This window comes from Glaciibacter superstes DSM 21135, from assembly GCF_000421145.1.
In the GTDB taxonomy this organism is placed as follows: Bacteria; Actinomycetota; Actinomycetes; order Actinomycetales; family Microbacteriaceae; genus Cryobacterium; species Cryobacterium superstes.
Map to the genome: position 1 here is coordinate 1 of NZ_ATWH01000016.1, position 12,892 is coordinate 12,892.

Below are 12,892 nucleotides of genomic sequence, written 5' to 3' on the forward strand. Positions count from 1 at the left end.
CCCTTCAAGCAGGCCGTGACCCCGACCGGATATCGTTCGTCGCAGCCCTCCGCATCTCCCGCCGGTCCATCGCCCAGCAGGGAGCTTTTCCCCCCTGACGTAACTGACCCCGTCGAACTGCTCTGGTGCCACGCCATCCGTGAACTCGTACGCCGCCTGCTACCCCGACGCCGACCCAGGTCAAACCCCCGCGTCGTCAAACGCAAGTACACCAAATGGCACGTCAAACGATTACGTCACCGCGAATGGCCCCAACCGGATCGGACTCCCGAACAAGCTGTAATGATCTAATTGAACGGTATTGGATCTAGCCCCCCGTCCGCCACCGCGCACCATTAGCGCGCGGATGCACCACGCGCGCATGGCGCATGGGCGCGCAGGTGGCGCGTGCTGCTATTCGAGCGTGGTTCCCTGAGCAAGCGCGAGGATGCCGCGCGCCCGGCCGACCATCGCAGCGTCGACCATCTCGCCGCTGGCAAGCGTCGCCACTCCCCCGGTCGCGGTTGCAGCGAGCACCTCGCGAGCCCACGCTTCCTCAGCGGTGTTCGGCCGGAACACCTCCACGATCACGGACAGCTGACTCGGGTGCACCGCGGTGCGCCCCACCCAGCCGAGCGCACGGCCGCGTTCGGTGTCCGCATGCAGACCGTCCAGGTCACGGATGCCGGTGAACGCCGACAGCATCGGTGCGCCCAGGCCGGCGGCGCGAGCTGCGAACAACACCCGCACCCGCGCATAGTCCATCGCTTCGGGAGCGGAGGTGCCGAGGTCACTGGCGAGATCCGATTCGCCGAGGGCAAGCCTGGTGACCGACGGATGCCGGGCGATGGCGGCAGCGTTCTCGACCCCGAGCGCCGTCTCAAGGAGCGCCGTCACCGGATGCCCCGGTGCGGCATCGACAACCAGATCGACATCGTCAGCCGATTCAACCTTCGGCACCCGCAGTTCGAAGTTCGCACTCACCCGGGCGAGCGCCGCCAGGTCAGCAGCGCCGACTGCGCTCGTTGATTCGGCCGTAGCAGTTGAATCGGCGTGCAGCGGGTTGATCCGCACCTGCACGACCGGTGACCGAGCGCTGACCTCACGCGCGGACAGCCAACGCACCACCTCGTCGCGGGCGAGTTGCTTGTTGTCGCCAGCCACCGCATCCTCGAGATCCAGGATCACCAGGTCAGCGCCAGTCGCCACTGCCTTCTCGAATCGGTCAGGGCGGTCGCCAGGCACATACAAGCCGGTTATCAGCGGGCGTCCGGTGGCCGGAGATGGCCCGGCGGCCGGCCGTCTGGCGTCACTCATATGACACCCTTCTCCCGCAACGCCGCCAGTTGCTTGCGTGTCACGCCGACCTGTTCGAGCACCTCGTCGGTGTCGCGTCCGTGCGGGCGTCCTGCCCAGCGGATGTCACCTGGCGTCCCCGACAGCCGGAAGAGCACGTTCTGCATCTTGATCGCCCCCAGCTCGTCGTCGTCGATGGTGCGCACGGTTTCGAGTGCAGCATATTGCGGGTCGGCGAGAATGCCGCGCACGTCGTAGACCGGAGCCACGGCGGCTTGCGCCTGTTCGAACGCGGTCAGCACCTCGCTCGTCGTACGCGCCCCGATCCAGGTCGAGACGGCGCCATCGAGTTCGTCGGCGTGCTCTGCCCTGGTGTGGCCGGAGGCGAACCACGACTCGTCCACCAGCTCGGGCCTGCCGACCAGTCGCAGCACCCGCTCGGCGATCGACTGCGAGCTTGTCGACACCGCAACCCAGTCGCCGTCTGCCGTTCGATACACGTTGCGCGGGGCGTTATTGACTGACCGGTTGCCGGTGCGCTTCTGCACCGTTCCGAGCTGGTCGTACGCCGTGATCTGGCCGCCGAGCAGCATCAGGATCGGCTCGATGATCGCCATGTCGATCACCTGCCCGGTACCGCCCTGGCCGGTACCGCCCGTTTCAACGGCTCGCAACGCCACCATGATCGCGTAGCTGGTCGCCAAAGCTGCGATACCGTCTGCGAGCCCGAATGGCGGCAGTGTCGGTGGGCCGTCCGGTTCGCCGGTGAGCGCCGCGAAACCGCTCATCGCCTCGGCCAGACTGCCAAATCCCGGTCGCCCGGAGTACGGCCCCACCTGGCCGAACGCGGTCACCCGCGCGATCACCAGACGCGGATTCACCGCGTGCAGTTGTTCGGGCCCGAGCCCCCAGCGTTCGAGGGTGCCAGGCCGGAAATTTTCGATGAGCACGTCGGCCTCTGCGACCAGCGCGAGCAGGAGCTCGGCGCCGGCCGGCGCACCGAGGTTGATGGTCGCTGCGCGCTTGTTGCGCCCGAGGGTCTTCCACCAGAGGTTGACGCCGTTTTTCGCGGGCCCGTGTCCGCGCGATGCGTCTGGCTTCGCCGGGTGCTCGATCTTGATCACATCAGCACCGAAGTCGCCGAGGAACGTCGCTGCCAACGGACCCGCAAAGAGCGTCGAGATATCCAGGACACGGATGCCGGTGAGCGGCCCCGTAGCACCGCTCGCGTCTTCTGCCGGCCGGCTCTGCTCACTCATTGCTGGTCCTCCGCACTGCGCTGGCCTCTCCGTCGCTGCCTTCACCACCGGTCACCGGCGTTTCTTTCAGGTCCCATGCCAGGCGGAACCCGATGCTCGTCGAGCGTTCGATTCCGAGTCCGGCGAGCAGGTACTTCAGGCTGAATTCTGGCGGACGCGCTCCCCCGTCGACGTACCAGTCCGAACCGCGCGACACGTGCTCGCTCCCGCCCTTGAGCATGACGAAACGGGTCACGCCGTCGCTGTGTTCGCTCTCCGTCCAGTTCCAGACGACGGGTTCGAGCCGCCGGAAGTACGGATCACTCGCCGCAGCCTGCCACTCGAACTCCGTGGGAAGCCGCGCACCAGCCCAGGCCGCATACGCCCGGGCATCGTCGAGGCTCACGAGGGTGGCCGGCGCAGAGGTCGGCGCACTTGCCGGCCCGGAGTGAGCTGCAGTGACCGGCGTCGCAGCCGCACCGGAGGCATCCGTCACCCGGAATCGGTTGACGCTCGTCGGAACATACTCGCGCTCCCGCACGAACCCGTCGAACTCGGCAGCGGTCACCTCGGTCGCGGCCACCGCCACCCGGCCGAGCGCCACCTCCACGACCTTCTCCCGATCATCGTGAAGTCGCGGCGGCAGCGGCTTCCACTCCTCGACGTACGGAGCTCCCTGGTAGAGTCCGGTCTCGCGGCGCCGGTAGGTCACCGTCAGCTCGCGCGTGCCAGGCGAGACGTCGATCGCGCCGGGCGGCACAACCTCCACCGGTGCCGGCACGACGGCCAGACGATCGGCGAGCCGTGCCGGAAACGCGGCGTCTGTGATTTCTCCGGAATCGGTGTCAGCGACGGATGCCGCGTCGGCGGCGGCTTCGGAGAGCAGTGCGTCGAGCCAACCAGGACGCGCTCCGCTCACCGCAAGGATGCCCGCGATGCCGCGAGCGGGCACCGTGACCGAAACGGATGCAGCAGCAACGGATGCCGCATCAACGGCGGCACCACCGCGCACGGCAGTGCCCGCCGTGACGTCGAACAGGTCCGCCCTGTCGAGCCCGGCAGCGCCAGCTTCGAGCACCGGCCCGGTGTAGTCGGTGTCGTGCCGGTTGACGATGGTCCAGAGGGTGAGGTCGCCGAGCGAGAAGCGTGAGACGTAGACACCGGCGGCGAGTGCCTCCGGTGCAGCATCGGTCAGCGGGGTCCATTCGCCGTCGACCAGTACCTCGTTGAACGCCCGCTGCACCCGCAGCATCCGTCGCAGTGTTGCCTTGTCTCGTGAGTTCCAGCCGACCCAGACACCGAAGACGGTGTCCCAGACCAGCATCCCGGTGCCGTTCATCCAGGCGGACTGCAGTTCGGCGCTGTGGTCGTGGTTCCAGCGGCGGGTGGAGTGCATCATGTGGCGGCGTTCGTACCAGTGGGCGCGCATCACGCCGGGGGCATCGCTGTCAGAAAACCACTGCGCCCAGCTCAGGTGGTGGTCTTCGATGCGCTGGTTGGGCACGCGCGACTCTCCCTCGAGCACCTGCGGCGGCTCGGCCGTCTGCAGCGCGCGAATAAGCCCGGAATCGCCCTCCTTCATGGTGTCGAGGAAGACGCCGTCAACACCGAGTTCGCCGACGATCATGGCGAGCTCATCCGCGTCGTCGTGCGGAGCGCGGCGGGTGCCGGTATCCCACGGGTTGTAGTCGATGAAGACCTTCAGGCCGTGCTCGTGCAGGCGGGTGACGACGTCGGCAAGGCCGGGTACGTCGCGGTAGAAGTCGAACTGGTTGCGGTCGTCGATGCCGATGATCGGGTAGGCGTGCCAGAGCACGATGCCGTCGAACCCGCCGTGGTCGGCCGTCGCGTCGAGGAATGCGTCGACGGTGAAGCACTGGTTCTTGTGATCGAAGAGGCGTTCGTCCCACAGCCAGACCAGCGCGACGCTGTAGCAGGACCGCGTCCAGCGGGAGCTCTCCGCCTCGTAGGCTGCGCCGCTGTAGCCGAGTCGTTCCTGCGCCTCGGCACGCCACTTTGCCAGCGCCGTGCGCCATGCCGGCCAGTCTTCCGGGTCGTCAGGCGCCGCGAAGATCTTCGCGATATCGCCTGTCGCTGGGTCAATGCGCCCGTGCGGTGGAAGCACCGTCGGCAGGTCGATCGCCCGCGGCACCAGCGGGTTGAACTCGTTGGTGTTTGCTTCGTCAGCATCAATCGGTGCAGCGGACGATGCGGCGGACGGAACGGTTGGCTGGGCGGAAATCGTCTGGCTCCTTGATCGTTCTGGATGATCATCGTTCTGAATGAATCGGATGCGGCTGGTGGGTTCAGATGGTCGCTACCGCCACGGTACGCCGGGCGAGCTCGTCGAAGCCGAGACGGTCGAAGCCAGGCACGCTCGACGCGAGCTGGTTGCCGAGCGGGTCGATCCACCTGGTAGGCAGCGCGGATGCGCCGGCGAGCGCACCGCAGATCGAGCCGGCCGTCGCGCCGGTCGAGTCGGTGTCCCAGCCGCCGGTCACCGCGAGCGTGATCGCGGTTTCGAAATCACCGCGGCTGCGGGTGAGCGCGAAAGCCAGCAGTGCTGAGTTGTTCAGCACGTGCACCCAGTGCAGGTGTCCGTACTCGGCGTAGATCGCGTCGAGTGCGGCCTCGGTGTCCAGGTCGCCACGGCCGAGTTCGACGCCGTAGCGAATCGCCGCCGCGTACCGACTGTTCGACGGAACCACACAGAGCCCGGCCTCGATCACGTCGTCGACCGAGTCGGCGACAACCGCTGCGCTGCTGGCCGCGGCTGCGAACATGCCACCGTAGAGCCCGTTGCGCCCGTGGCTGAGGCGCCCATCGGCCCAGGCCAGCCGTGCAGCCTGGTGCTGGTCGCCTGGGTTCGCCCAGCCGTAGACATCCGTTCGGATCTGCGCGCCGATCCAGTCGCGGAACGGGTTGCCGACCGTGCCGGCGACGTCTGGCTCGTAGCCGTCGAGGAGATTGCGGTAAACGATGCGCTCGGCTGTGAAGACCCGCCCGCCAGGAAGGTTTGCCAGCCAGGACTGCGCAACATCATCTGTGCTGATTTGCGAGTCGGTGCTGAAGCCGTCGCCGACCCGTTCGAGCAGGTCGAGGGCGATCAAGGGAAAGTTGAGGTCGTCGTCTTCCGGCATGCCGTCGATGTTCTCGGCGAGGCTGGTCGGACGGCTCCGCCGATTCCATGGATACGCTGCCGCGACCGCGGGGTCGAGGCCGACGTCGGTGAAATAGCCGCCCAGCGGCCAGTTCCCGGTCGACTGGGCGATCGCGCGAATTCCCTCCCTCGGGATCTTCTCCACCGGCTTGCCCAGCAGGCACCCCGCCGCACGGCCGAGCCAGGCACCGTGCACCCGGTCGACCAAGTCGTCACTCGCCCTGCCATTGCTTGCCGACTGCACAGTGGAGGCCGCTGCGCCGGGGGCCGCCGCAAAGATCGCGTCGAGGTCATCCGGTTCGTTCCGCAACAGCTCCGCCGGAACCGGCACGGTGTCGATGCGCGCGAGCAGCTCCCTGGCCAGCGTGCGCAACTCGGCGGACGCCGGTGTCGGCGTCGCCCCGCTCACCGCGGCCGTTGCGGCGCCGCCGGCCTCGATCCACCGCGCGCGAATTGCAGACACGTCCCGGCCGTCGAGCTCCGCCGCCACCAGTGCGTGCGGAAGCAGGTCTTCCGGCTGGGTCCAGCTCAGGCGAAGCACTAGGCGCGGCTCCCGACTGCCGCGTCACCGACTGCCGCCAGGTCATCGATGGCCGCACTTCGCGCGTCGAATCGCGCGCGGTCCTTGGCCAAGATCTCCCTGGTGACAGTAGCCATGACGGGCCCCGATGCCGTGATGTCCATGCGGCTGCCCTCGTGCACACCAGCGATCCAGTCGGACGGCACGCTCGCGAGACCCCCGAGTGCACCGGCGAGCGACCCGGCCATGACGGCGATCGAGTCGGAGTCGCGGCCGTAGTTGATCGAGCCGAGCACGGCCTCTCGATAGTTGCCGCGGGCGGCGATCAGCATGCCGAGCGCGATCGGCAGTTCTTCGATGGACTTGGTGCGGCTCGGGATGCGTGCATCGCGGGCCGGCGCCCGGTAGTCGGGTCCGACGGTGTCGAACGGTATGACGGCCGACCGCAGGGTCGCCAGGCCGCTTCGCCAGTCGGTGACGGATGCCGCGGCCGTCACCACGGCGTCGATCGCGTCTCTCGTGCCGTCCTTGGCCAGCCGCAGTGTGATGTCGACGATGGAGTCGACGCTCGCACCTGGGCGCATGGCTTCGGCGACGGCGGCCGCGTACACGCCGGCGGCCTCCCGTCCGTAGCTGGACTGGTGGGCACCGGCCACGTCGATCGCCTCGGCGTATGCGCTGTCTGCGGAACCGGCGTTGGCGATGCCGATCGGTGCGGCATACATCGTTGCGCCGCAGTTGACGATGTTGCCGACTCCGGCCTCACGCGGGTCGATGTGGCCGTAGTGCAGCCGGGCGACCAGCCACTTCTCGGCGAGGAAGATGCGGTGCAACAGCAGCGCCTCGCCCTCGAGCTCCGGTATCCAGCGCCGTTCCCCGATCAAGAGCGGCACCAGGTGCTCAGCGATAGCGTAGGCGTCGAGATGATCACGCACCGTGGCATAAACCTCGACGAGCGCGTTCGTCATCAGGGTGTCATCCGTCACATGCCCGTCACCCTTGTGGTACGGCGCAATCGGCCTGGCGTTCTTCCAATCGGCCAGGAACGGGGGAACGATGCCGGTGATGAACCCGTCGTAGCGCTCCTGGATGGCCTCCGGCGTGTTGCCTTCAGCCGCGCCGCCGAGCGCGTCTCCGACGGCAGCGCCGGCCAGGGCGCCGGTCGCCTTATCCTCGAGCAGGTCCATTGGTTCTTCTCCATTCGTTGGTCGAGCGTGTTCGGGGCCCCGGCGGTCGAGCCTGCCTTCGCTGGTCGAGCCTGTCGAGACACGCTCGACCAGCAGTTGCCGTTAGCCGCCGACGGATGCCCAGCCATCGGTGAGCTGCTTCTTCAGGTCCTCGAGCGAGATCGAGTTCGCGAAGTACTGCTGCAGGCCGGGGGTGGCGTACTGGTCTTTCCACTGCGGGTAGTTGGCCGCCTTCTGGAACGGAGCGCCCTTCAGGTCTTCACCGCTGGCCAGGATCTCGGCCCAGCCGTTCTGCCCGTCGGTCTGCGTGGCGACCTCCTCGCGGGCAGCACTCGACGCGGGGATCAGCCAGTCGCCCTGCGCCAGCTTCGCCTGGTTCGACGCACCCATGAAGTAGTCGACGAACTTCGCCGACTGCTCCACGTGCTTGCTCTCCGCCGCGACCGACATGGTCTGCGGGTTTGCGGCCTGCACTGGTCCAGCTGAGCCGGCCAGCGGAGGCAGTACCGCCCAGTTGAAGCCCTCCGGAGCGGACTCCGTCAGCTGCTGGGCGAGGTAGTTGCCGCCGATGTACATTGCGTACTGGCCGCCGAGGAAGCCGGGCATGACGTCGCTGCCGCTCTGGGTCAGCGTGACCGGGTCGAGCGAGCCGTCGTCGAACGCCATCGCGTGGATGCGCTCTGGCACTTCGAGTTCGTTCTCGCCGACGTCGATCGTGGCCTCGGCGCCGGTTCCGTCAAAGAACGTGCCGTCGAACCCGAGCGCCGTGTTCATGATTGCGGCGGTGGGCTGCTTGAGGCCCCAGCCGACGCCGAATTTGCCGTCGGCGGTGAGCTTCTTCGCGGCGTCGGCCAGGTCATCCCAACTGAGTTCTTCACCAGCTGGAACCTCCACGCCTGCCGCGGCGAACGCATCCGTGTTGGCGAAGACGACGTAGGTCTGCAGCAGAGTCGGAGCGGCGATGATCTGGCCGTCGTCTGTGGTGACCGTCTCCCAGACGTCATCGGAGACGGAACTCTTCGTGTCGTCGCTGAGGTACTTTCCGATGTCGGCGAGGTAGCCCTGGTCGGCGAACCCGAGGATGTCGGAGGACTCGTCATGGATCACGTCTGGAGCAGTGCCGCCCTGGAACTGGGTGACCAGTTGGTCGTGCACGTTGTCCCAGCTGCCCTGAGTGAGCTTGACCTGGATGTCGGGGTTGTCGGCGTTCCAACTGTCGACGATCTCCTCGGTGGCGGCGATGGTCGTGTCCTGGAACGCGAGGCTCTGGAAGGTGATGGTGACCGGCCCGTCGTCGCCTCCGCTGTCGTTCGCGGTTCCTCCCCCGCCGAACGCGCAACCGGCCATGAGCCCGACGACGGCGAGTCCGCCGATCGCTAGTGCAGCCTGTCTTTTCATTGTTCTGTCTCCTTCTTGTGATCGCACTGCTGTGTGCTGGGTTCTGTGTGGGTGTGTCTGGATGCCGTGGGCTAGCCCTTGACCGCGCCGCTGAGCAGGCCAGAGGTGAGGCGACGCTGGATGATCGCGAAGAACACCAGGCTGGGGATGGTGGCGAGCAGGGATGCCGCGGCGAGCTGACCGAGTTGCACCTGTCCTTCGGCGCCGACGAACCTCGCCAGGGTGAGCGGGAGCGTCTGCAGAGCCGGGTCCTGGATCAGGACGAGCGCGAAGAAGAACTCGTTCCAGCCGGAGATGAAGGTGAACAGGCTGGTGGCGACCAGACCGGGAGCGAGGAGCGGCAGCACGATCCGGCGCAGGATGAGCAGGCGGCTTCCTCCGTCCATGGCGCCGGCCTCCTCGAGATCGACCGGAATGCCGGCGACATATCCCTGCAGCATCCAGAGCGCGAAGGGCAGTGACCAGACCGTGTAGACCAGAATCAGCCCGATCAGGTTGTTGACGAGGCCGATCTGCTTGAGAACCAGGAACAGCGGAATGATGATCAGGATGAACGGGAACACCTGGCTGAGCAGGATCCAGCCGGTCGCGATTCCCCGCAGCCTGGTGCGGAACCTGGCCAGCGCGTAGGCGGCCGGTAGTGAGATCACGGTGACGATCACTGTGGTGCAGACCGCGACGAACAGGCTGTTGCCCGCCGCCTGGATCAGGTTGGCCTTGTCGATCGCGGCCAGGAAGTTGTCGAAGTTCAGCGTCGACGGCAGGAAAGTCGGGTTCGGGGACTGGAGTTCCTGCTGCGACTTGAATGCCGTCGTGAGCAGGAATAGCAGCGGGAATCCGAGGAAGACGATGTACGCGGCCAGTGCGAGGTACTGCAGGGGGCGCGCGATTCGCCTGGTGCGGGTCGTCGACCCTGCCATCTTTCGCCTGGCCGGCTTCAGGGAGACTGCCTGGGTCATCATCATGACAACCGACTCCTTGACTGGCTGCGGAGGTAGAGGAAGAGGAACACCGCGATCACAATGACCATGACGTTGCCCATCGCCGCCGCGTAGCCGAAGTTGCCGTATCGGAATGCCTCGTTGTAGGCGAAGAGCATCGGGAGCATCGTCTGCCCACCCGGCCCGCCCGCGGTGAGCACAAACACGAGGGCAAACGAGTTGAAGTTCCAGATCAGGTCGAGCGTGGTGATCGCGACGATGATCGGCCGGAGGGCTGGGAGCGTGACGTGCCAGAACCGGTTCCAAACGCCCGCTCCGTCGATCGACGCCGCTTCGTGAAGCTCGGCGGGCACATTCTGGAGGCCGGCCAGCAAAGTGATGGTGGTCTGCGGCATCCCTGCCCAGACTCCGACGACGATCACCGCGGGCAGTGCCGTCGAGAAATCGCCTAGCCAGTTGATGTCACTGGGCAGGCCGAGGAAGCTGAGCGATTCGTTGATGGGGCCGTAGGTGGGGTTCAGCATCAGGCGCCACATGATCGCGATGACGACCGGCGGCATGGCCCACGGCACCAGCGCGAGGGTGCGGGCGAGCCAGCGCATCTTGAGGTCGAGGTTCAGCAGGAGGGCAAGGCCGAGCGAGGCCAGGAACTGCAAGATGGTGACGCCGAACGCCCAGATCAGGCCGATGCGGAACGAGTTCCAGAACAGTTCGTTGCCGGCGAGGCGCACGTAGTTGTCGACCCCGTTGAAGGTGACGACGGCGTTCAGGCCCGCCTTGGCATCCGTGAAGCCCAGCAGGAGGCCCTGCACCAGCGGATAGACGCTGAACAGGACCACCGGGATGAGGGCGGGCAGCACCAGCATCCACGCTTCGCGGCCGCCACCGGTGTGGCCCATGTTGTGCCGCTTGCGCCTGGTCGGGGTGGGCGGGGCGGTCAGGGTTGTGGTGGTCACCGGGCGCCACCTCCTTCGGCATGGCCGGCGGTTGCGGAGGAAGGTGGTGCCGAGGCCCGTTTGGTCTCTGTCGCGTCGTGGGTGACGACCGACGATTCTCGCACGGTCAGCTTCGGTTCGATCACAACCCGTTTCACCGGCGCATCCGGGTCGGCGAGTCTTCTGATGAGCAGCTTCGCGGCGGTGCGTGCGCGCTTGATGGATCCGAGGTTCACGCTGGTGATCGAGGGCGTCGTCAGTTCGGCGATGTCGGTGTCGTCCATACCGACCAGGGCGATGTCTTCTGGAACCTTCAAGCCACGTTTCAACATGACCTTGAGCGCTGCGACGGCGAGCAGGTCGTTGGCGCAGACGATCGCGTCTGGCGTCGCCTGGTCGAGGAGAGTGGTGGTGGCAGTGAGTCCGGCTGCGAAGGTGAAGTCGTCGGCGTTGACCTGCAGGTCGCCGTGCATGGCCATGCCGCGCTTGTGCATGGCACTGGTGTACCCGCTGAGCCTGGCGGCGCCCGGGACGGTGTCGACGGGGCCGTTGATGAAGGCGATGCGCGCTCGCCCGTGCTTGGCGAGGTGCTTGATCGCAAGCCCCATGCCGGCGGCGGAGTCAGCGCGAACGCTGTCGAGTTCCACGTCGGCGGGAAGCGAGCCGATGACCACGATCGGCAGACGGCTGGAACCCAGCTGGTCGATGAGCGGCTCCGTCACGCGCAGGGGGCTGAGGATGAGGCCGTCTGCGTACCCGCGATTGAGGCTCGAAAGCAGTGTGATCTGTTCGTCAGGGTCACTTCCGGTGGAGGACACGACCAGCCGGTAGCCGGCATCCGTCACCACGCGGGAGATCTCGTGCATCATCGCGACGTACACCGGGTTGCCGACGTCGGCGACCGCGAGGGCGATCTGCTCGGTCTTGCCGACCTTGAGGGAGCGGGCAGTGGCATCCGCGACGTAGCCGAGTTCTTCGGCCGCGCGCTGCACCCGTTCGGTGACGCTCACCGACGCGGGGAGCCCGTTCAGAACGCGCGACACCGAGGCGATTGATACGCCGGCGCGTTCGGCAACCAGCACCAGGGTGGACTTCCGGTTCTCGGCCATCGTGCTCCCATGCGTCGTTGGAGGGGTGTTCGGTTGTTCTTGCAGATTTCCTGTAAACGTTTACGAGAACGTTTACAGCGACTGTACTGGCGAGAGTCGCCGCAGCGCAAGTGGCCCGCGAGAATTCGTCGCGCGCCTCCGCCGGCCGCCGCGCACCTCTGCCTCGCCACGCGCCAAATACGCGCGTATGCGCCACGCGCGCAGGGCGCATACGCGCGTTAATGGCGCGTGATGGACAGAGTGGGAGGATGGGGCATGGCACATACGCGACTGACGGATGTCGGCCTCCGGCACTTCGAGGAGCTGCTGCGAGCGCAGCGGGCCGACATCGACACGGAGCTGCTCCAGCTGACCGGCACGCTCGACGACGTGCGTTCGGCGCGTGGCGATACATCGGCCGACGACGAGCACGACCCGGAGGGGCCGACCCTGTCGATGGAATGGTCGAAGATCTCGGGTATCCAGAACGAACTCGCTCGCACGTCCGCCGCCATCGACGCGGCTCTGGCCCGCATCGATGACGGCACCTACGGCATCTGCACCCGTCGCGGCGAGGTCATCGGCCGCGCTCGGCTCGAAGCCCGCCCAGCCGCCGAGCTCTGCATCGATTGTGCCCGCGAACTCGAGTCACAGCGCTAAAGCACCCTCACCACTGAATCTCTCCCGGCGCTGAACCACGGCATCAGGAGCGGCCGTCAGGCCAGGCGAACGGGAAGCCAGCGCGACCTCACCCGCTCGGTGACGCGCCAGGCCAACGGCTCGGCAACGGCATCCGTCATCTGTGCGACATGTCGCCCGATCTGCACCGCGAGTTCGGCGTCGTCCGCGGTGAATCGCACGATCATGCGGGCCATGCCAGACGCCACGGTGACATCGGATGCCTCGACGGTAGTCAGTTCCGCTGCAGCAGCTGCGGCGGCGGGCAGCACCGCATCGGGTGCTACTCCTGGCCGAAGCGCGCCGATGGTCAGCGTGACGCGGTACGAGGGCATGCGGCAAGCATAATCACGGCTGCCGAACGATGGGGAGCGCGGTCTGGCGCTTGAGGCGGCAGGGGCGTACGGTCAGCATCAGGAAGCCGGAAACACGCGTAGCCGCTGATGAGCGGCATCGTTGACAGATGGCGTCG

General features: G+C 66.9%; 11 protein-coding genes. 1 reads left to right on the plus strand and 10 read right to left on the minus strand.

The window, feature by feature from the left end; translation table 11 throughout:
• Positions 1-393: 393 nt before the first annotated feature.
• From K323_RS0119980 to K323_RS27515, 9 genes are all read right to left on the minus strand, one after another.
• Positions 394-1,296, minus strand: a complete 903-nt coding sequence (locus tag K323_RS0119980) for an HpcH/HpaI aldolase/citrate lyase family protein (protein WP_022887037.1) — start codon at positions 1,294-1,296, stop codon at positions 394-396.
• A complete protein-coding gene (locus K323_RS0119985) occupies positions 1,293-2,534 on the minus strand; it encodes a CaiB/BaiF CoA transferase family protein (protein WP_022887038.1) in 1,242 nt (413 codons plus the stop codon). The genes K323_RS0119980 and K323_RS0119985 overlap by 4 nt, the downstream gene beginning before the upstream one ends.
• Positions 2,527-4,665, minus strand: a complete 2,139-nt coding sequence (locus K323_RS27510; RefSeq protein WP_022887039.1) for an SUMF1/EgtB/PvdO family nonheme iron enzyme — start codon at positions 4,663-4,665, stop codon at positions 2,527-2,529. The genes K323_RS0119985 and K323_RS27510 overlap by 8 nt, the downstream gene beginning before the upstream one ends.
• A gap of 154 nt (positions 4,666-4,819) precedes the next feature.
• Complete coding sequence (locus K323_RS0119995) at positions 4,820-6,214, minus strand: ADP-ribosylglycohydrolase family protein (RefSeq protein ID WP_026851894.1); 1,395 nt, start codon at positions 6,212-6,214, stop codon at positions 4,820-4,822.
• Complete coding sequence (locus K323_RS0120000) at positions 6,214-7,380, minus strand: ADP-ribosylglycohydrolase family protein (RefSeq protein ID WP_022887040.1); 1,167 nt, start codon at positions 7,378-7,380, stop codon at positions 6,214-6,216. Before K323_RS0120000 ends, K323_RS0119995 begins: the two co-directional genes overlap by 1 nt.
• Before the next feature lie 102 nt (positions 7,381-7,482).
• Positions 7,483-8,778, minus strand: coding sequence for an ABC transporter substrate-binding protein (locus K323_RS0120005; protein ID WP_022887041.1), 1,296 nt, complete (start codon positions 8,776-8,778; stop codon positions 7,483-7,485).
• 71 nt (positions 8,779-8,849) lie between these two features.
• Positions 8,850-9,743, minus strand: a complete 894-nt coding sequence (locus tag K323_RS0120010) for a carbohydrate ABC transporter permease (RefSeq protein ID WP_022887042.1) — start codon at positions 9,741-9,743, stop codon at positions 8,850-8,852.
• Complete coding sequence (locus K323_RS0120015) at positions 9,740-10,675, minus strand: carbohydrate ABC transporter permease (protein WP_022887043.1); 936 nt, start codon at positions 10,673-10,675, stop codon at positions 9,740-9,742. Before K323_RS0120015 ends, K323_RS0120010 begins: the two co-directional genes overlap by 4 nt.
• Positions 10,672-11,763 (minus strand): LacI family DNA-binding transcriptional regulator, encoded by a 1,092-nt coding sequence (locus K323_RS27515; protein WP_022887044.1) that lies wholly within the window; start codon positions 11,761-11,763, stop codon positions 10,672-10,674. The genes K323_RS0120015 and K323_RS27515 overlap by 4 nt, the downstream gene beginning before the upstream one ends.
• A gap of 255 nt (positions 11,764-12,018) precedes the next feature.
• Between K323_RS27515 and K323_RS0120025 the strand changes: the two genes are divergently transcribed.
• On the plus strand, positions 12,019-12,402 hold the full coding sequence (locus tag K323_RS0120025; protein WP_022887045.1) for a TraR/DksA family transcriptional regulator: 384 nt from the start codon (positions 12,019-12,021) through the stop codon (positions 12,400-12,402).
• A gap of 56 nt (positions 12,403-12,458) precedes the next feature.
• Here K323_RS0120025 and K323_RS0120030 read toward each other — a convergent pair whose 3' ends face one another.
• Positions 12,459-12,755 (minus strand): hypothetical protein, encoded by a 297-nt coding sequence (locus K323_RS0120030; RefSeq protein WP_022887046.1) that lies wholly within the window; start codon positions 12,753-12,755, stop codon positions 12,459-12,461.
• Between the last annotated feature and the right edge of the window lie 137 nt (positions 12,756-12,892).